We start from the raw sequence: 19,118 nt of genomic DNA, 5'->3' as shown, positions 1-19,118 counted from the left end.
GTGCCTGCTTGCAACGCTGCGACATATTCGGTCATCGGCTAGCGTTATGACCGCTCTGCATCGAACAACCCTAGCAGCCTGGAGCCCAAACGGCACCCGAAGGTGGTAATCCTGCAGAAAATCGTCCGGACTGGCAGAATTCCCTTTTTCGCCCCCGCAAGGCTCATCGAGCCAGGAGCCCTCCCCCATGCAAATGACCACCGCCCTGCTGATCGCCAACCCGTGCGACGAAGAAGAGGACAACATGGCCATGCTGTGCTGCCACAGCAACCAGGGCGACATGTTCCTGATGACCCGCTATCCCGACGAAGACGAACTGGAGATCACCCTCGACGGCGAGCCTTCGACGTTGGAAGGCGTCAAGGTCACTCTCAGCCCAACCTTGTTGAAAATCGAAATCGCCGCGGCGGATGCCGATGCACTCAACGGCGATGACGTGCTGGAGATAACCTACGACGCAAACGTGACGGATCTGGCGGAAGTGGAACTGACGTTGCAGAACATTCTCAAGGGAACCGGTACTTACCTCAGCCAGCTCTGAGATCCCCGTGGCGAGGGAGCTTGCTCCCGCTGGGTTGCGCAGCAACCCCAAAACCAGGCACCACAAATCCGGCAGGCAAACCGCGCCGGCCGGTTTGCGACTGCTGCGCAGCCGAGCGGGAGCAAGCTCCCTCGCCACAGGGGGGGGCGGCTTTATTCGCCGTCCTTCACGAGATTGCCATCCGCGTCATACACCAGATATTCATCGCTATCACCCGGTCCCCTTACATAATAACGGGCCTCATTGCCGTTATCCGGCACCTTCATGCTGGTGTAGGAGCCCAGTTTCTTGAACAGTTTGTTGTCTTGGCTGATCAACACCAGGGCAGAACCACCACCGGCCCGGGTGGCGGCTGCGTAGCGGGTCTGGAAGGCGTTGAGCCGGTCATACTCCAGCGGCACCTTCAGCCTGCCGGCCAGGTCGATGGCGCCGTAGCTGCCATCGCGCCCGACCACCGCCATGCCGTTGGAAAACGGCTCCACCTCGTCATAGGGCAACTTGATAGGCAATCGCGCGCCCTGGCGATTGATAAACGCGAACTTCTTGCTTTTAACCTCCTGCACGAGCAGCGGTTGCTGTCCCACGAAGCGACCTGACGTGTTGTATCCCTCGGGGTTGATCCGCTTGCCGTCCAGGTTGTAGACATCCTGCCGGGTCCGATCGGCGGAACTGGCGTAGAGGTAACCCTCGCTGTGCTCGATGCCGGAAAACTGCGCTGGCAGGATTTCCTTACCCTCCAGGGAATAGGCGCCGTACAGGCCTTCCATGAGATCGGTGCGCTTGCCGAGACGGGCAATGAACACCTTGCCGGCCACGGTGGGGTTGACGAATTTCATCGGCAAGATGAAACGATGCTTCCTGGCATCGTAGAGCCCATAAGGGCCGTTGGTTTCTCGCTCCACCAGCAGGAGGCCATCGCTCAATGCCTCGGCGATGTACTCGAATGGCAGATCGACGAGCTTGTTGCTGCCTGCGGGAAAATAGGCGAACTGGCTGCGCAACGCCTGCCCGTCCGACTCCGGGTCGCTGGGCTTAGCCGCTGAAAACAGCGTGTAGGCATCCGCCATCAGGCTGTCCTGTATCTGTACCCAACGGGGCTTGATCAGCCACTGGCCGGCCTCATCGATGAAGCCGTAGCGCTCGGTGTCTCGGTCAAGAGCGATGTAACGCGCCTGTGGCGCAAGGACGTTGTCGACCTGGCCGAACTCAACGCTGTTGTCTTCCAGCGGCTCGAGCACATGAATGACGATACGTTGCGGGGTGGCCTCGAACTGGTACTCGACCTCGGTGTTTTTCAACGGCCCCACCTGGGCGACAAGCGCTTCGGTCAGGCGCTCCAGCTGTTGTTGCACCGCCTGGCCGGTCTTGAGTTGCTTGAGATCATCCTTGGTCTGCTGCAGCGCTTGGTAATAATCCTGCAACGCTGCGATATCGCTCTCGGAGGGAAACGTCCGCGAACTGCTGCCGTTGCTGTAGAGCGCCTTGCCCGTCCCGTCCAGGCCCTGCACGACGAAGGTCGACGACTTCGGCGTGCTCAAGCGCACGGAGGCGCTCGCGTCGCCCAAGGCGGTGAGCTGGAAGGATTGGCCGTCGTCCAGCGTTACTTTCGGCTGATCCTTGTCCAGTTGCACTTTCCTGAACGCCGGATAGCTGCGGTAAGCAACCGTCAGGCCGATACTCGCCAGTGGCTTGTTGACATCGATCCGGAAGGCGTCATGGGACGCGATCATGTCGTCAGACTCGATCTCGGGGGGTGCCTTGAGTTCGGCGAAGGCTTTTTCGCTGCCATCACGAAAGCGCAGGCGTTGCGGCAGGTACCGCTCGGCCACTGGCTCATCCGGGGTGGCGGCGCGCTTCCAGAGCGGATCGAGGCGGCTGGTGTCGAGCCTTGCTTCGGAGCCATCGGCAAACAGCCTCTGGGCAAAACGCAGGCCTTGGATCGTCGCCAGTTCAGCTTTCAGCTGCGCGCTGGTGGACGGGACAAACAGCGGCTCGTATTGCAACGACTGCTCGCCGGCAGACTCGCTCGTTTCGATGGACAAGCTCAGTTGCGCATCACTGACCAACTCCAGGGACCGCAGGGTTTGCCCGGTGTCCTGAAGCAAATAGTTGAGGCGCTTTTCCACCTCGGGCAACGCCAGCGTGCCGATGTCTTCCACGCCCCCTTCGTTGAGTTCCCCGGCGACAAAACCTTCGTCTTGCGGCGCGCCGCTGTGACGAAACAGGGTGTAGGACGTACCGCCTACCACCAATACGATCACACTCAATATCGACAGCAATCTCAAACGAGGCTGGGTAAGGTTCATGGTGGCTTCGGCAGTCAAGGGGCTGGGAACGTCAGGCAGCTAAACACAAGGCCTGGCGCGCTGCAAATCGCCTGCCTGGCCCGGTTCTGACAAGACCTGCCTGAAGCGCAGCCACGGCCCCGCGGCTGCGAAGCACCGTTGGTCGCTCCTGTGACGCGCCGCCCTTGACGCCCGATGAGCTTCTGGTGTTTCCTGAAACCGGTTTCAGAACCGCTAATAAATCCAATAAGCAGGTTTAAATCCGTGACTTCTTTCTCCGCCGCCCAGCGCAGCCGCGTGACCATGCTTGATGTTGCCGAGCGCGCCGGGGTCTCCAAGGCCAGTGTCTCGCGCTTCATTGGCGAAGACCGCGCCCTGCTTTCCGAAGCCATCGCCCGGCGCATCGAGCAGGCGATCGACGAGCTGGGCTACCGGCCCAACCAGATGGCCCGCGGCCTCAAGCGCGGGCGCACCCGCCTGATCGGCATGCTCGTGGCCGATATCCGCAACCCTTATTCGATTGCCGTGATGCATGGCGTGGAAACCGCTTGCCGTCGCCACGGCTACAGCCTGGTGGTGTGCAACACCGACCGTGATGACGAGCAGGAACGCCAGCACCTGGCGCTGTTGCGCGCCTACAACATCGAAGGGCTGATCGTGAACACCCTGGGTCATCACCGCGACGAACTATTCGAGCTGCGCAGCGAAATGCCCATGGTGCTGGTGGATCGCAAGGTCGACCGGCTCGACACCGACCTGGTCGGGCTGGACAATCCGGCGGCCGTCGAGATGGCCCTCGACCACCTTGACCAGCGAGGCTACCGCGACCTGCTGCTGGTGACCGAGCCATTCGATGGCACCAGCTCGCGGATCGAACGGGTCGAGAGTTTCAAGACCGGCATCCAACGGCGTCCAGCCCTGGCCGGGGCCGTGGTGGAAACCGGCGATCAACTCCTCCCGCGCATCAAGACCTTTCTCGCCCAGCCGGACCGGGGCCCCAAGGCGCTGTTCTGCGCCAACGGCATCGCCGCACTGGCCGCCACTGAGGTGCTGCGCGACCTCGGTTGCCATTTGTTCAAGGACATCGGCCTGATCGCCCTGGATGACCTGGATTGGTACCCCTTGGTGGGCAGCGGCATCACCGCCCTCGCCCAACCCACCGCCGAAATCGGCGCCCGTGCATTCGAATGCCTGCTCAAGCGCTTGCGCGGTGACAACGGGCCAGTGCAGACCCTTGATTTTGCGGCGCGGTTGATTGAGCGCGGATCGACACGGGGAAATTTGCGGTGATCGGGCTGGCCCTTTCGCGAGCAGGCTCGCTCCCACACTGGATCGGCGTCGCACTGGTGATCCCTGTGGGAGCGAGCCTGCTCGCGAAAGAGGCCCTAAAGCAAAACCCTTTTTTTGAACAGAACTGAAACCGGTTTCAGAGGTACAACAACAATGACCAGACCACACGTTTCCATCAGCCTATCCAGCTTCGGCGCCGACCTCGTGCGCCAACGCGGCCAAGGCAGCTTCGTCGAACTGCTGGCCGCCGCCGGTGCTTCGCGCATCGAATGGCGCGAGGAACTGTTCACCCACGAACAGCCCGACGAGCTGGCTGCTGGCGCCCGGGCTCAAGGGCTGGCAAGCATCTATTCATCGCCACTCGAACTCTGGCTGCCCGGCCAACCCAGGCCCAATCCCGCTCTGCTGGTCGCCTTACAACGTTGCGAGGCGTTCGGCTCGTCCTGGCTGAAAGTGTCCCTCGGCCACTTCACCGATTCCCATGATCTCTCGGCCCTGGCGCCAATATTGGCGACCAGCCCGGTGCAACTGCTGGTGGAAAACGACCAGACCCTGCAGGGCGGACGGATCGAACCCCTGCAGCGTTTTTTCACGGCAGTTGAAGCACAGGGGTTGCCCGTCGCGATGACCTTCGACATTGGCAACTGGCAGTGGCAGGACCAATCGGCCACCGTGGCGGCGCGCCAGCTCGGACGACATGTGGCGTATGTGCACTGCAAGGCCGTGGCCCGACGTGACGACGGCAAGCTGATCGCCGTGCCTCCGGCGCTGGCAGACCTGCACCTTTGGGAGCAATTGCTCAAGCACATGCCCGTCGGCGTGATGCGCGCCGCCGAGTATCCGCTGCAAGGCGACGACCTGGCGCAACTGACCGCTGAACATGTCGCCACCCTGTCCCGCCTCGGACAATCGCGCCGGGAGAGTGCTCATGCCTGAGTTCGATGTATTGTCGTTCGGCGAAACCATGGCGATGCTGGTGGCCGACCAGAGCGGCGACCTGGCCAGCGTCGACCAGTTTCACAAACGCATCGCCGGGGCCGACAGCAATGTCGCCATCGGCTTGGCGCGGCTGGGTTTCCAGGTGGCCTGGCTCAGCCGGGTCGGCGCCGATTCCCTGGGACGTTTCGTGGTGCAGACGCTGGAGAAAGAAGGCCTGGATTGTCGCCACGTGGCGGTCGATCCGGCGCACCCCACCGGATTCCAGTTCAAGTCCCGCACCGATGACGGCAGCGATCCGCAGGTCGAGTACTTCCGTCGCGGCTCGGCGGCCAGTCACCTGTCGATCGATTCCATCGCACCGCCCCTGCTCCGCGCCCGTCATCTGCACGCTACCGGCATCGTCCCGGCGCTGTCGGACACAGCCCGCGCGATGTCCTTCGAACTGATGAGCCGCATGCGCGAGGCCGGCCGCAGCCTGTCGTTCGACCCCAACCTGCGCCCGAGCCTGTGGGCCAGCGAAGCGTTGATGATCAGCGAGATCAACCGCCATGCCGCCCTCGCCCACTGGGTCTTGCCGGGCCTCGGCGAAGGTCGGTTGCTGACCGGTTTTGACGACCCGGCCGACATTGCTGCCTTTTACCTGGACCAAGGTGCCGAAGTCGTGGTGATCAAGCTTGGCCCGGACGGCGCCTACTACCGCACCCAGCTGGACCAGGGATTTGTCGCCGGCGTGCCGGTGTCCAGAGTAGTGGACACGGTGGGCGCCGGCGATGGCTTTGCCGTCGGCCTGATCAGCGCATTGCTCGAAGGCCGCGACGTCAGCGAGGCGGTACAGCGCGCCAACTGGATCGGCAGCCGCGCGGTGCAGAGCCGCGGGGACATGGAAGGCTTGCCGACACGCCAAGAATTACTGGCCGAATTTGAAACTGCCGATCGCGAGCAGGCTCGCTTCCACAAGGGCCGCCGCTGACCCTGTGGGAGCGAGCCCGCTCGCGAAAAAAGCCACCGCAAACGCACCTGCTGAACAAAAACAACAAGCTCAGGAGTCACAACATGCAAACGCTCAATCTCGCCGCCCGCCGCTGGTGGTACATCATGCCCATCGTGTTCATCACCTACAGCCTGGCCTACCTCGACCGCGCCAACTATGGCTTCGCCGCCGCGTCGGGCATGGCCGAGGACCTAATGATCACCCCGGGGCTGTCCTCGTTGCTCGGCGCACTGTTTTTCCTCGGCTATTTTTTCTTCCAGGTGCCGGGAGCGATCTACGCGCAAAAGCACAGCGTCAAGAAGCTGATCTTCGTCAGCCTGATCCTCTGGGGCTCGCTGGCGACCCTCACCGGGGTGGTGTCCAACGCGTACTGGCTGATCGTGATCCGCTTCATGCTCGGCGTGGTGGAAGCCGCCGTGATGCCGGCGATGCTAGTCTATCTGTGTCACTGGTTCACCCGGGCCGAACGCTCGCGCGCCAACACTTTCCTGATCCTCGGCAACCCGGTGACCATGTTGTGGATGTCAGTGGTCTCAGGCTATCTGGTGGAGCAATTCGACTGGCGCTGGATGTTCATCATCGAGGGACTGCCGGCGGTGCTCTGGGCCTTTGTCTGGTGGCGCCTTGCCGATGATCGCCCGGCCCAGGCCAAGTGGCTCAGCGACCAGGAAAAACAAGACCTGGAAACCGTGCTGGCGGCCGAACAGGTCGGCATCAAGGCAGTGAAAAACTATGCCGAGGCCTTCCGCTCGCCCATGGTGATCATCCTGGCCCTGCAGTTTTTCTGCTGGAGCATCGGCGTCTACGGATTTGTGCTGTGGTTGCCGTCGATCCTCAAGGCCGGCCTGAAAATGAACATGGTCGAGGCCGGGTGGCTGTCATCGCTGCCTTATCTGGCGGCGGTGATCGCCATGCTGATCGTCTCCTGGGCGTCGGACAAGGTGCAGAAGCGCAAGCGTTTTGTCTGGCCGCCGCTGCTGATCGCCTCCATCGCCTTCTACGCCTCCTATTTGCTCGGGGCGGAACATTTCTGGTGGTCCTACGCCTTGCTGGTGCTTGCCGGCGCGTGCATGTACGCGCCCTACGGTCCGTTTTTCGCCATCGTTCCGGAAATCCTCCCGGCCAACGTCGCCGGCGGCGCCATGGCGCTGATCAACAGCATGGGCGCGCTGGGCTCGTTCGGCGGCTCGTATCTGGTGGGTTACCTCAACGGCTCCACCGGCTCCACCGGCATGTCCTTCCTGCTGATGAGTGGCGCGTTGCTGCTATCGGTGGTGCTGACCCTAGCCCTCAAGCCCGGCGCCAGCGACCGGGTCGTGTCCAAAACCGCGACGCCAAACCCGGCGCCAGCACGTTCCTGAATGAGGCTTCCCATGAAAAAACACGTGGTGTTGTACAAAACGCTGTCAGCGCAACTGATGGAGCGCCTGCAAGCGCAGGCCCAGGTCACCCTCATCGAACGCCTCGACGCCCAGGGTCTTGCGCAATTGCGCGAGGCCCTGCCCAGTGCGCATGGCTTGCTGGGCGCGAGCCTGAGGCTCGATGCGCCGCTGCTGGACCTGGCGCCTGACCTTGAGGCCATCGCCAGCGTTTCGGTCGGGGTCGACAATTACGACATCGATTACCTGACCGAACGCCGGATCCTGCTCACCAACACGCCGGATGTACTGACCGAAACCACCGCCGATACCGGGTTCGCCTTGATCCTGGCTACGGCCCGACGCGTCGTCGAACTGGCCAATCTGGTTCGGGCCGGCCAATGGCAGCAAAGCATCGGCCCGCGGCATTTCGGCAGTGATGTCCATGGCAAGACCCTGGGCATCGTCGGCATGGGCCGCATTGGCGAAGCCCTGGCCCAGCGCGGCCACTTCGGCTTTGGCATGCCGGTGCTCTATCACAGTCACTCGCCCAAGCCTGCGGTGGAACAATGTTTTAATGCGCGCTACTGCGACCTCGATACACTGCTGCACGAAGCCGATTTCATCTGCCTGACCTTGCCCCTGACTGCTGAGACCCAAGGGCTTATCGATGCGCAGGCATTTGCACGGATGCGGCCCGAAAGCATCTTCATCAATATTTCCCGGGGCAAGGTCGTGGACGAAGCGGCGATGATCGAAGCCCTGCGCAGCGGGCAGATCCGTGGCGCCGGGCTGGATGTGTTCGAACACGAGCCCTTGAGCCCGGACTCGCCACTGTTGCAGATGGACAACGTGGTCGCGACGCCGCACATGGGCTCGGCGACCCACGAGACACGCGAGGCCATGGCGCGCTGCGCCGTGGACAACCTGCTGGCGGCGTTGGCGGGTGAGCGGCCGATGAATCTGGTGAATCCGGGGGTTTGGAAAGGCTGAGCGGTTTTTTCCACGTGGCGAGGCGCTCGTTTCCTCGCCACCGTTCCACCTATGCCGAATATTGATGACTGACTGGCGTTGCTCAGGCCTAAATCACCTAATTAATCTCGCACCCTCTCCTTTTGAGAATGAGTAAACATCTCAACCCATTGAATTGGACAAGCAAAAAGAACAGTTTCAACAGAAAACCGGTTTCTTACAGGCGCGTCCTACTGCTTACCAAGACCAAACCTACGCAAGCATCGGAAGTTGCACCCTAGCCCATCCATAAGCCTACTGTTATTAATTATGCACTTGCACATAACCGTGCAAGTCAGGTGATCGCGACGCGACACTGAGTCATCAACAGAGGAGTAAAACGATATGGCAGTAAACGCTCTGAAATAAATACCTTTGACGGCCTTCCGCAAGCCATGGGCTTTTCCAAAGGACTTCTGGTAACTGAAGCAAACTTTTTCGCCTCTCTGACCAACTTAAGTCATTGATCGATAAAGTGCCCTAAACAGCGCCGAAAGGCTTATACCTTTCGGCGCTCAGCAAACCAGAGGTTGCCATGTCTGAACGAGAACTAACAGCTCCCGAAGCCTTATTCAACATCATGTCCACCCTTCACGCGCTCGATTTCCGAGCCGAGGCACGATATACAACTCCGTCAAGACTGGTAGCAACAGCGGAGATTTTTGATGGCGACAACAATTTCATTCAGTCAGGCGCGGGCAAAGGGCCGGACTCATTAATAGGCGCGCTGGCTGAAAGCATTGAGCACTTCAGCACCTTTCAAACCAATGAATCAACATGGCACCAGACCGACGATATTGTCACTCAGGAGGCAACTTCACACGACGGGTTCTTTATCGGACTCCCCCGCAGCGAGGAGCCGATAGACTGTTTCACCCTCACCTCACTGGACAGAAAAGAAAAGCTGATCGTTCCAAGTGCTCTGCTATGCCCCGCGGTGGCCCAAAACATCTCCGATCACGCTAGCCCTACCCTACAATTCCTGTCTCGCTACTCATCCAATTCAGGCATTGCTTTCGGTTGTACAGAAAACGAAGCGCTACTGCATGGTATTCAAGAAGTAATCGAACGACATGTGTTATCCCTTTTCTTCATGGCGGTATGCGGAATCGGCCCCGATATGCAACTGTACAATCCGTCGAAGGGTTTGCTGGCCAAGGCGCTGTTAAACAACGCATCCGCCATGGAGTCTGCCGATGAGCTTCAGATTATTATCGTGAAGGACGTATTATCCGTTTACTTTGCCGTTGCATTTCCCAAAGCAGGTCCAGGGGACCAGCACCTTTCGCCAATTGGCTCAGGCTGCTCGCTGGACATTTGCATCGCCATTCAAAGAGCGGTGACAGAACAATTCCAATCCAGCGACCTGTACGACGTTTTTGAAGAATCATCGGATAGAAGAACTTCCAGCATGCTGTCACGCTCAGACAAGCTCAAAAACCTGATTGACTTGGCTCCGGTTAAAACCTTAAAGCTCCCTGAGCTTGATTGCCCGTCACATGACCACACCGACTCCGTCTCAGTACAAATGGAAACCTTACATAAGTTACTATCAAGCTCTGGCAAGAAAATATTCCATAGAACTGTAGCGCGCTACTCAAACAACAGCATCGTCACTCAAGCCTACATCCCAGGATTAGAGCGCTTCAACATCATTCGAAATGGGCGCCTTGTAGTGCCCCAACACATATTGCGCAACTGCTGATCCTCGAACCCTCTAAACAACCCGCAGATGGTCGTACGCACCCTATGCAAACATTTATTAGAACAGCCTGCAAAAAACATACGACACTTCTGTTAACGACCATCGCAACAATAATAACCCTCAAGTTAGTAGCACTCGCCCCGCCCCTGCTTCTAGGGACCATCATCGACACGTTATATGGCAAAAGTGATGCAACGGCGAACACATTGCTCATGCTAACGGCGGGCCTTGTCGCCGCCGGATGCGCCCAAGCGATTATCAGCCCACTGCAAATCCATTTTCTATCAAAACTGGTTCAACAGGCTGTCATGGCCGCGTCTATTGAGTGGCTGACAAACCTGATGCGAAAGGAGTTTGCTCGATTCAACTCATGGCGAATAGGCCACTTCATAAAATCAGTCGAGCGTGGGATTAACGCTCACGAGCAACTATTGACATTTTTTGTCACCGTGGGACTGCCGTTGTGCCTGGAATTCCTGATTGTTGGCGGTGCGTTTTTTTACATGGGTGGCAGTGAAGTTTTTGCGGGAATGACCGGTTTAGGAATCATCTATCTAGCTGCTACCCACAGGATTATCAGATGGCGCAGAAAACACATTGATGCCGTCAACGAGCAGGAAGATGAATTGAGCGCTCATTTGTACAACACCCTCAATGCCGGCAAAGCAATAAAGCTGGAAAATGCCGAGCCCACCGCGATACAACCGTTAAACGAGGCTTTTAAAGGCTACGCCGACGCTGCGGTGGGCGCGGCAACCTCGGGTGGTTTTCTGAGTGCCGCCAAGATTCTGTTCGTTAGCCTCTCCACGGGTGGATTGCTGGGATGGGGGGTTATTGATCAGCTTTCGATCCAGCCCAGTATCAGTGTCGGTCAACTGGTCGCCATTTTTTCAATCGCCGGCAGCTATTTATTGAATATCGCAGCGTTGACGGAGGGCTATCGAGTAACGGATCAGTTTCTTGCCGATCAGCGTCGACTTCAGAGCCTGCTTTCGCTTCCGAACTTTGACCATTGCGATCGGAAATCGGAGGTCTCTTTTCGGGAGTCATCGACACTGACTCTGCTGCCATGCGGACTCACCGAAAACGACGACGTACGCCTGTCGATTACGCAAGCGCTGACTTTCATTCAGAATCAATCAGTGGCAATCATCGGTCAGAGCGGTGCAGGCAAGTCTACGTTATTGGAAGTTCTTGCCGGTCTGGACCTGGAAACGCGAAGTCAGCTCAGTATCGATGGCACCCCGATTTCCCTATTGAACCCTCGCGTTCATTTGAATGCGTTGAGGTACTGCCCTCAACAACCGCGTTTTTTGGAAGGTCGCTTTGAACGCTCCGTTCTATTCGGCGCTAAATCGTCGCCTCGCCTCGACCGGGCAATACGGCGACTGCAGCTTCAAACAATCGTTTCTGACCGGACCATCGGTGAGCACGCATCGAATATTTCCGGAGGTGAAGCCAAGCGTCTGTCGCTGCTGCGTCTTATCAACAAGCCTGGACGATTCAACTTGTTCGACGAGCCTAGTGCATCAATCGAGCCCGGGCTGACCAATGCCTTATGGGACCTGCTGTTTGATATTTTCTCAAAACGCGGGTTGATCTGTGTCACCCATGATCTTGATCATCTGTTGCGCTTTGATCGGGTGATTGTCCTGCACAACGGTGCGATCGTTGACGACGGACACTGGCGGGAGCTGGTCAACAGGCCAGCAATCAAATTGTTGCTTGATGACATCAAGACCGGACCCTAGCCGAAATACGGGAAATAGACCTGAACTCCAGCTTTCTCTAGAAGCTCGGCTCCCTCGTATTAGCGGTGGTTCAGGCGACATGGAGGCTGAATGGTCGGCCGTCTTCGCGAGCAGGCTCGCTCCCACAGTGGGATCGGAGTATGCCGCGACAAACAGGTCGGCTGAATAAACCATCCAGGGCAGTTGTTTCCACACCAGACCGAAGCCGATCACAAATCCGCACGCTCCATCAAAATCCCGTTAGTCGCCACCCCCCGCCATGCATTAAAGTATCGCCCCCAGCCCCGGCGTTATCGGAACGCCTGGGCCACCCTATCCAGGAACAGTCACCGATGGAACATCGTGAAGCGCTGCTGGCGCTGCGAACCTTTCTTTCAACGCAGATCCTCGGCCAGGAAAAACTCATCGAGCGCCTGCTCATCGCCCTGCTCGCCGACGGCCACATGCTGGTGGAAGGCGCGCCCGGGCTGGCCAAGACCAAGGCGATCAAAGAGCTGGCCGAGGGCATCGAAGCGCAGTTCCATCGCATCCAGTTCACCCCCGACCTGTTGCCCGCCGACATCACCGGCACCGAGATCTATCGCCCGGAAACCGGCAGCTTCGTGTTCCAGCAAGGGCCGATCTTCCACAACCTGGTGCTGGCGGACGAAATCAACCGTGCCCCGGCCAAGGTCCAGTCGGCCCTTCTCGAAGCGATGGCCGAGCGGCAGGTCAGCGTCGGGCGCAGTACTTATGAGCTGTCGCCACTGTTCCTGGTGATGGCCACGCAGAACCCGATCGAGCAGGAAGGCACCTACCCGCTGCCCGAAGCCCAGCTCGACCGGTTCCTGATGCACGTCAAGATCGGGTTTCCGGACGCGGCGGTCGAGCGCCGGATCCTGCAGCAGGCACGCGGTGAGGCGTTGAATGGCGAAACCAAGCCTGAACGTCGCGTCAGCCAGCAGGCAATTTTTTCGGCGCGCAAGGAGATCCTCGGGCTGTACATGGCCGACGCCGTGGAGGAGTACCTGGTGCAACTGATCATGGCCACTCGCAACCCGGCCAAGTTCGACCCGGAGATGGCCGAGTGGATCGCCTACGGCGCCAGCCCGCGGGGCTCGATTGCCCTGGACCGCTGCGCCCGGGCCCACGCCTGGCTGGCCGGACGCGACTTCGTCAGCCCGGAAGACATCCAGGCCGTGCTGTTCGACGTGCTGCGCCATCGCATCATCCTGTCGTTCGAAGCCGAAGCCGCCGGCATCGACCAGGACCGGGTCGTGCAGCGGATTCTCGACGTCGTCGCTGTCGCTTGAGCATGAATCATGAATAACCCACTGGCGCCCGTCCCGGGCATCCGCGTCAGCCTCTCGGAGCTGATCGAGATGCGCCATCGCGTGCGCGAAGTGCAGTTGTTCTCCACCCCTGGCCAGCGCAGCCCGCTGATCGGCTTGCACCATTCCAAGCTGCGCGGGCGCGGAGTGGACTTCGATCAGGTGCGGGTCTACCAGGCCGGCGACGACGTGAGGACCATCGACTGGCGCGTCACCGCCCGAACCCAGGAGCCCCACACCAAACTGTTCCATGAAGAACGCGAACGGCCGATCTTCATCATGATCGAGCAAAGCCACCGCCTGTTCTTCGGTTCCGGGCAGGTCTTCAAGTCGGTACTCGCCGCCCAGGCCGCCAGCCTGATCGGCTGGGCCGCGCTGGGGCACAATGACCGGGTCGGCGGCCTGGTGTTCGGCAATAACAGCCACTACGAGGTCAAGCCTCGGCGCAGCAAACAAAGCCTGCTGCAACTGCTCAACCGCCTGGTGCGCGTCAATCAGTCGTTGCACACCGAAGGCGAGTCGGACCGCGATTCCTTCGGTGTCGCCTTGCGCCGGGCCCGGGAAGTCCTGCGGCCCGGCAGCCTGGCGATCGTGATCTGTGACGAGCGCGCCCTCTCCGACGGCGCCGAGCAGCAGTTGAGCCTGCTGTCGCGTCATTGCGACCTGTTGCTGCTGCCGCTGTCCGACCCGCTGGACCACGCCCTGCCCGCCGCCGGCCTGCTGCGGTTTGCCCAGCGCGGTGAGCAATTGGAGCTCGACACGCTGAACCTGGAACTGCGCCAGACCTACCGCGCCCAGGCCGAGGCGCGCCTGGAGCGCTGGGAACTGCTGGCGCAAAAGCTGCGGATCCTGATGCTGCCCTTGAGCACTCAAGGCGACATGGTTGAACAACTGCGCGAGTACCTGAACCCCAAGCGCCCAGGAAAAACCCGATGAGCAGCCTTGATCAGCTGCAACCGCTGATGGCGCCGCCGCCCATCGGTTTCTGGCCGCCCGCGCCGGGCTGGTGGATGTTGTTGGTGTTATTGCCATTGCTGGGCCTGGGCTTGTGGCAGTTGCGCCGTTTCATTCCCGCCAAGCGCACCCACGACCGCGCCGAACAACCCCTGGATCCGGTGCGCCTGGCCGCGCTGGCCGAGCTGGCGTTGTTACCCAAACCCTACGACGGCGCGCCGGCCGGGGCCTGGCTGCAACAACTCAACGGGCTGCTCAAGCGCCTGTGCCGCAACCATTATCCCTACAGCCAGAGCCATACTCTCAACGGGCGCAAATGGCTGGCCTTCCTCGACAACCGCTGCCCGGCCGCCGGTCTGACCCGCTGGATGATCCTTGTAGAAGGTGCCTACAAGCCCGAATGCAAGCTTGACGACAAAGCCATCGCCGGCCTGACGCAAGCGGTCGAGACGTGGATTCGCAAACATGTTTGAGTTCGCCTGGCCGTGGATTTTCATCCTGCTGCCGCTGCCCTGGCTGATGCGCATGGTGCTGCCCGCGGCGGACAGTGGCGAACCGGCACTCAAAGTGAGTTTCCTCGAAGACCTCGAAGGGCTGGTCGGGCGCCGGGCCCGGGCCAATCTGCCGACATGGCGCCAGCAGGCGCCTTTCATCCTGCTTTGGTTGTTGCTGCTGATCGCCGCAGCCCGCCCGCAGTGGCTGGGCGAGCCGTTGCCGATTGCCGCCAGCGGTCGCGACCTGCTGGTGGCGGTGGATGTCTCCGGGTCCATGGATTTTCCTGACATGCAGTGGAAAGACGAGGACATCAGTCGCCTGGCGCTGGTCCAGCACATGCTCGGGGATTTTCTCGAAGGTCGGGAAGGTGACCGGGTCGGCCTGATTCTGTTTGGCAGCCAGGCCTACCTGCAGGCGCCGCTGACCTTCGATCGCCGCACCGTACGCCACTGGCTCGACGAGGCGCGCATCGGCATCGCCGGCAAGAACACGGCGATCGGCGATGCGATTGGCCTGGCCCTCAAACGCCTGCGGCAACGCCCGGCCAACAGCCGCGTGCTGATCCTGGTGACCGATGGCGCCAATAACGGCGGCGAAATCGACCCGCTGACTGCCGCCCAGCTGGCTGCCGACGAAAGCGTGAAAATCTACCCGATCGGCGTGGGTGCCGATCCGGAGCAAAGTGGCACGGCGGGATTTCTCGGCGTCAACCCCAGCCTGGATCTCGACGAAGCGACACTCAGGGAAATCGCTCAGATCACCGGCGGCCGGTATTTCCGCGCCCAGGATGGCGAGCAGTTGCTGGCGATCAAGACCACCCTCGACCAACTCGAACCGGTGACCCAGCAGCCGACCCAGGCCCGTCCCGCCCAGGCGCTTTATCATTGGCCGCTGGCCGTTGCCTTGCTGTTGAGCATGTTGCTGGTGGTTCGTGAGCGCTGGCCGGACAACCCCTTGCAACGCCTGTTCACCCAGCCGCTGTTTCAACCCTCGCAAACCTCTGAATGGCGCCAGCGGCTCAAGCGCCTGCGACTGCGGAGGCGCCGATGATCGCGCTCTGGCCGCATTGGCTGCGTCCCGCTTTTATCTTGCTGCTGCCCCTGTTGGGCTGGCTGCTCTGGCAACTGTGGCACCGACAGAAACGCGTGGGCCGCTGGCAGATGATCCTGCCGCCGGCGTTCCATGCCGTGCTGCTCACCGGTGGCAGTGGTCGCGAAAGCAAGCTGCCGTGGATCGCCCTCGGGCTGGGCTGGCTGCTGGTGGTGCTGGCCTTGCTCGGCCCCAGCTGGACGCGGGTCGAACAGACCAGCCAGAAACCCGCCGATCCGCTGGTGGTTATTCTCGAACTGACGCCAGAGATGCTCGCCACCGACGTCCCGCCCACGCGCCTGGAACAGGCCCGGCGCAAAGTGCTCGACGTGCTGCAGAACCGCAGCGACGCGCAGACCGCAATCATCGTCTATGCCGGCAGCGCTCATACGCTGGTGCCGCTGTCCGACGACCTGGCCACCAGCGCCAACCTGCTCGAAGCCCTGGCGCCATCGATCATGCCGCAAGGCGGCCACCGTGCCGACCTGGCCGTCAACAAGGCCATGGCATTGCTGGACCAGGCCGGGCTCGGCCACGGCCGGATCCTGTTGATCGGTTCATCCCTGAACGAGCAGGAACGCCTTGGCATAAGCCAGAGGCTCGACGGCTCCGCCACACGTTTGCTGATGCTCGGCATCGGTACGCGTGAAGGTGCGCCCGTGGCCCAGGAAGACGGCAGTTACCTGAAGGATGCCCAAGGCGCGATCCTGGTGCCGCGCCTGGACAGCCCAAGCCTCAAGTCATTTCTCGATGAGCTGGACGGCCGTTACCGTCCCGCGCACCTGGACGACAGCGACCTGCGCAGCCTGGGCCTGCTGGACGGTCCGCGCCGCCTGCGCAGCGATGGCCAGAAACTACGCCTGGACACCTGGGCCGACCAGGGTTATTGGCTGCTGTTGCCGCTCCTGCTGCTGGCCGCCTGCGCCGGGCGTAGGGGCTGGCTGTTCTGCCTGCCGCTGCTGTTTGCGCTGCCGCAGACCAGCCATGCCTTCGAATTCGAGGACCTGTGGCTGCGCCCCGATCAACAGGGCCAGCACCTGCTCAAGCAGAAACGCCCGGCCGAGGCCGCCACTCGCTTCGAGGACAGCCAATGGCAAGGTGTCGCCCTCTACGAGGCCGGCCAGTACAGCGAGGCCGCCCGGCGTTTCGCTGAAGGCAACGATGCCCGCGCGCATTACAATCGCGGCAATGCTCTGGCCCGCAGCGGCGAACTGGAGGCCGCGATCGATGCCTATGAGCAAGCGCTGGAATTACAGCCGGACCTGCGCCCGGCGCAGACCAACAAGGCCTTGGTGGAAAGCCTGCTGAAGGAGCAGGCTGCGCCACCGGACACCGCCAAGCCTGACGAAAACCAGGACCCCGCGCCCACCGAGCAATCGCCGGATAGCGATACCCCGAATCAGTCTTCCGAGCCGGGCCAGCCTTCTTCCGAGGCGCCAGCGACGCCGGAGCAGTCCCCGGCGTCCCAGGCGCCACCGACCCGCGCCGAGGACGTGCCCGGCAGCGAACTGCCCGACGAGCAGACCACCACCCCGCCGCTGCGCCCGGCCGCGGGCCAGCGCAATGCCGAAGAACAGCGCCAGGCATTGGAACAATGGCTGCGCCAGATCCCGGACAACCCGGGCGAACTGCTCAGGCGAAAATTCTGGTATGAACAGCAAAGCCACCAGGCTCAGGAAAAACACCAATGACCCGCTTCACCGCCTATCTCCTCGTCTTGCTGCTCTGGGCTGCCGGGTCCCAGGCCGCGCAGCTGACTGCCAGCGTGGACCGCAGTCGCCTGAACTCCGGTGAGACCGTCGAGCTGACGCTGGAGTCCAACGATGCCACGCTGTTCGGCAAACCTGACCTGAGCCCGCTCCAGGCACTGTTTGATGTGCGCGGTACCCGCCAGGTCAACCAGTTGACCACCCTTGACGGCGAAAATCGCGCCACTACCCGCTGGATCGTCACGCTGCTGCCGCGTCAGAGCGGCACGGTGGTGATCCCGCCGCTGCAACTGGGCGAAGTCAGCAGCCAGCCGATCACTTTGCAGGTGATCGAAAGCGAAACCCGCAACGCCTCCGGCACCCTCGCGCCGGTGTTTATCGAAGCCAGCCTCGACCAGCGCGAGGTGTATGTGCAGGCCCAGGCCATCCTGACGCTGCGCATCTACCATTCGGTGTCGCTGTACGACGACAGCAGCCTGACACCGCTGCACATTACCGATGCGCGCACCGAGCAACTGGGCGAATCGCGCACCTACGAAAAAGTCATCAACGATGTGCGCCACGGCGTCATCGAATTGCGTTACGGCATCTACCCGCAGCGCAGCGGCGAACTGGCGATCCCGGCCCAGACCTTCAGCGCCACGCTGGCTGAACCCACGGCCCAGGGCACCGCAGCACCGGGCGCCAAACCCGGCCAGTTGATGCGCGTCAGTTCCACGCAACTGCAACTGACCGTCAAGCCCAAGCCCGCCAGTTACCCGGCCGACCTCCCATGGCTGCCGGCGCGCAGCTTGTCCTTGAGCGAAAGCTGGAGCCCGGAACCGACTCACAGCCAGGTCGGCGATTCGCTCACCCGCAGCCTGACCCTGGAGGCGGAAGGCTTGACCAGCGCCCAGTTACCGCCGCTTCCGCCTACCGAAATCAATGGCCTGCGGCGCTACCCCGACCAGCCGGTGCTGAGCAGCCGCAGCAGCGAGCGCGGCCTGGTTGGCAGCCGCGAAGACCGCGAAGCCCTGGTGCCCAATCGTAGCGGCACCATCGAGCTGCCGCCCGTGGAAGTGGTCTGGTGGAACACCCTGGAAGACCACCTGGACCGCACCAGCCTGCCGGCCCGGACCCTGCAAGTGGCGAACAACCCGAGCCTGATGGTCGATACACCGGCAGGCACCACTCAGATCGTCACCACTGTCGACAGCGAAACCCTTTGGTACTGGCAACTCAGTACTTTAATCCTGGCCTGCACGACGTTGCTCGGCTTCGGCCTGTGGTGGCGCGCGCGCTGGCAACCGGCGATCCTGCGCTCGGCCCAGGCCGGGCCGAGCCCACGCACACTGCTGGATGACCTCAAGCGCGCCTGCCTGGCCAACGACTCGCACGCCACCCGCCAGGCGCTGGATGCCTGGGCTCGACAGCAACCGGAAACCCTGGCCGACATGGCGGCGCGTTTCGTGCCACTGTCCGACGCTCTCGATGGCTTGAACGGCGCGCTCTACAGCGAAACCGGTCAGTATTGGCAAGGCGAAGACCTGTGGCGGGCGATCCGGACCATTCCGCCTCTGGAAGGAACGCCGGACGCTGCCAGTGATTCGAGCCTGCCGCCGCTCTATCCCAAATAACCCGGTTTTGTTGCGCAGGGCTGTTGTGGCAAGGGAGCAAGCTCCCTCGCCACAACAGCCGCGCAGGTCCATCC

General features: G+C 61.3%; 15 protein-coding genes. 14 read left to right on the top strand and 1 reads right to left on the bottom strand.

Annotated elements, in window-relative coordinates:
* Positions 1-187 precede the first annotated feature (187 nt).
* Positions 188-541 (top strand): hypothetical protein, encoded by a 354-nt coding sequence (locus J3P96_RS11635; protein ID WP_434630368.1) that lies wholly within the window; start codon positions 188-190, stop codon positions 539-541.
* Between the two features lie 152 nt (positions 542-693).
* On the opposite strand, the gene J3P96_RS11630 is transcribed toward J3P96_RS11635, so the two are convergent.
* The gene (locus tag J3P96_RS11630) at positions 694-2,847 is read right to left on the bottom strand and encodes a WG repeat-containing protein (protein WP_434657219.1); all 2,154 of its coding nucleotides are present in this window, start codon (positions 2,845-2,847) and stop codon (positions 694-696) included.
* A gap of 243 nt (positions 2,848-3,090) precedes the next feature.
* Here J3P96_RS11630 and J3P96_RS11625 point away from each other — a divergent pair, with 243 nt between their 5' ends.
* The 13 genes from J3P96_RS11625 to J3P96_RS11565 all read left to right on the top strand — a co-directional run bounded on the left by J3P96_RS11625 (position 3,091) and on the right by J3P96_RS11565 (position 19,044).
* Positions 3,091-4,116, top strand: a complete 1,026-nt coding sequence (locus tag J3P96_RS11625; RefSeq protein ID WP_434657216.1) for a LacI family DNA-binding transcriptional regulator — start codon at positions 3,091-3,093, stop codon at positions 4,114-4,116.
* Between the two features lie 153 nt (positions 4,117-4,269).
* Positions 4,270-5,052 carry a sugar phosphate isomerase/epimerase family protein gene (locus tag J3P96_RS11620; protein ID WP_434657212.1) on the top strand — a complete coding sequence of 261 codons (783 nt, stop codon included), beginning with the start codon at positions 4,270-4,272 and terminating at the stop codon, positions 5,050-5,052.
* A complete protein-coding gene (locus J3P96_RS11615; RefSeq protein WP_434657209.1) occupies positions 5,045-6,025 on the top strand; it encodes a sugar kinase in 981 nt (326 codons plus the stop codon). The genes J3P96_RS11620 and J3P96_RS11615 overlap by 8 nt, the downstream gene beginning before the upstream one ends.
* Positions 6,026-6,108: 83 nt before the next feature.
* The gene (locus tag J3P96_RS11610; protein WP_434657206.1) at positions 6,109-7,407 is read left to right on the top strand and encodes an MFS transporter; all 1,299 of its coding nucleotides are present in this window, start codon (positions 6,109-6,111) and stop codon (positions 7,405-7,407) included.
* Between the two features lie 12 nt (positions 7,408-7,419).
* Positions 7,420-8,397, top strand: coding sequence for a 2-hydroxyacid dehydrogenase (locus tag J3P96_RS11605; protein WP_434657204.1), 978 nt, complete (start codon positions 7,420-7,422; stop codon positions 8,395-8,397).
* Between the two features lie 553 nt (positions 8,398-8,950).
* Entirely contained in the window at positions 8,951-10,120 is a 1,170-nt protein-coding gene (locus J3P96_RS11600; protein ID WP_434657202.1) for a YcaO-like family protein, read from the top strand.
* A gap of 44 nt (positions 10,121-10,164) precedes the next feature.
* The gene (locus J3P96_RS11595) at positions 10,165-11,871 is read left to right on the top strand and encodes an ATP-binding cassette domain-containing protein (RefSeq protein WP_434657199.1); all 1,707 of its coding nucleotides are present in this window, start codon (positions 10,165-10,167) and stop codon (positions 11,869-11,871) included.
* 332 nt (positions 11,872-12,203) lie between these two features.
* Positions 12,204-13,163 carry an AAA family ATPase gene (locus tag J3P96_RS11590; protein WP_039589986.1) on the top strand — a complete coding sequence of 320 codons (960 nt, stop codon included), beginning with the start codon at positions 12,204-12,206 and terminating at the stop codon, positions 13,161-13,163.
* Positions 13,164-13,172: 9 nt separating this feature from the next.
* A complete protein-coding gene (locus tag J3P96_RS11585) occupies positions 13,173-14,117 on the top strand; it encodes a DUF58 domain-containing protein (RefSeq protein ID WP_434657197.1) in 945 nt (314 codons plus the stop codon).
* Positions 14,114-14,608: a DUF4381 domain-containing protein gene (locus J3P96_RS11580; RefSeq protein ID WP_434657195.1), complete on the top strand. Its 495-nt coding sequence runs from the start codon at positions 14,114-14,116 to the stop codon at positions 14,606-14,608. The genes J3P96_RS11585 and J3P96_RS11580 overlap by 4 nt, the downstream gene beginning before the upstream one ends.
* Complete coding sequence (locus J3P96_RS11575; protein WP_434657193.1) at positions 14,601-15,680, top strand: vWA domain-containing protein; 1,080 nt, start codon at positions 14,601-14,603, stop codon at positions 15,678-15,680. The genes J3P96_RS11580 and J3P96_RS11575 overlap by 8 nt, the downstream gene beginning before the upstream one ends.
* Positions 15,677-17,410, top strand: coding sequence for a tetratricopeptide repeat protein (locus tag J3P96_RS11570; RefSeq protein WP_434657191.1), 1,734 nt, complete (start codon positions 15,677-15,679; stop codon positions 17,408-17,410). Before J3P96_RS11575 ends, J3P96_RS11570 begins: the two co-directional genes overlap by 4 nt.
* Positions 17,407-19,044 (top strand): BatD family protein, encoded by a 1,638-nt coding sequence (locus tag J3P96_RS11565; protein ID WP_434657189.1) that lies wholly within the window; start codon positions 17,407-17,409, stop codon positions 19,042-19,044. Before J3P96_RS11570 ends, J3P96_RS11565 begins: the two co-directional genes overlap by 4 nt.
* Positions 19,045-19,118: the final 74 nt, after the last annotated feature.

The organism is Pseudomonas sp. R3-56 (assembly GCF_051132075.1).
Lineage (GTDB): Bacteria > Pseudomonadota > Gammaproteobacteria > Pseudomonadales > Pseudomonadaceae > Aquipseudomonas.
This window is presented reverse-complemented; position numbering and strand designations above follow the sequence as displayed.

Excerpts from the sequence above, each read along its gene's own strand:
- J3P96_RS11635 (WP_434630368.1), top strand. The coding sequence starts at position 188 with ATGCAAATGACCACCGCCCTGCTGATCGCCAACCCGTGCGACGAAGAA.
- J3P96_RS11630 (WP_434657219.1), bottom strand. The coding sequence starts at position 2,847 with ATGAACCTTACCCAGCCTCGTTTGAGATTGCTGTCGATATTGAGTGTG.
- J3P96_RS11620 (WP_434657212.1), top strand. The coding sequence starts at position 4,270 with ATGACCAGACCACACGTTTCCATCAGCCTATCCAGCTTCGGCGCCGAC.
- J3P96_RS11615 (WP_434657209.1), top strand. The coding sequence starts at position 5,045 with ATGCCTGAGTTCGATGTATTGTCGTTCGGCGAAACCATGGCGATGCTG.
- J3P96_RS11610 (WP_434657206.1), top strand. The coding sequence starts at position 6,109 with ATGCAAACGCTCAATCTCGCCGCCCGCCGCTGGTGGTACATCATGCCC.
- J3P96_RS11605 (WP_434657204.1), top strand. The coding sequence starts at position 7,420 with ATGAAAAAACACGTGGTGTTGTACAAAACGCTGTCAGCGCAACTGATG.
- J3P96_RS11600 (WP_434657202.1), top strand. The coding sequence starts at position 8,951 with ATGTCTGAACGAGAACTAACAGCTCCCGAAGCCTTATTCAACATCATG.
- J3P96_RS11595 (WP_434657199.1), top strand. The coding sequence starts at position 10,165 with ATGCAAACATTTATTAGAACAGCCTGCAAAAAACATACGACACTTCTG.
- J3P96_RS11590 (WP_039589986.1), top strand. The coding sequence starts at position 12,204 with ATGGAACATCGTGAAGCGCTGCTGGCGCTGCGAACCTTTCTTTCAACG.
- J3P96_RS11585 (WP_434657197.1), top strand. The coding sequence starts at position 13,173 with ATGAATAACCCACTGGCGCCCGTCCCGGGCATCCGCGTCAGCCTCTCG.
- J3P96_RS11580 (WP_434657195.1), top strand. The coding sequence starts at position 14,114 with ATGAGCAGCCTTGATCAGCTGCAACCGCTGATGGCGCCGCCGCCCATC.
- J3P96_RS11575 (WP_434657193.1), top strand. The coding sequence starts at position 14,601 with ATGTTTGAGTTCGCCTGGCCGTGGATTTTCATCCTGCTGCCGCTGCCC.
- J3P96_RS11570 (WP_434657191.1), top strand. The coding sequence starts at position 15,677 with ATGATCGCGCTCTGGCCGCATTGGCTGCGTCCCGCTTTTATCTTGCTG.
- J3P96_RS11565 (WP_434657189.1), top strand. The coding sequence starts at position 17,407 with ATGACCCGCTTCACCGCCTATCTCCTCGTCTTGCTGCTCTGGGCTGCC.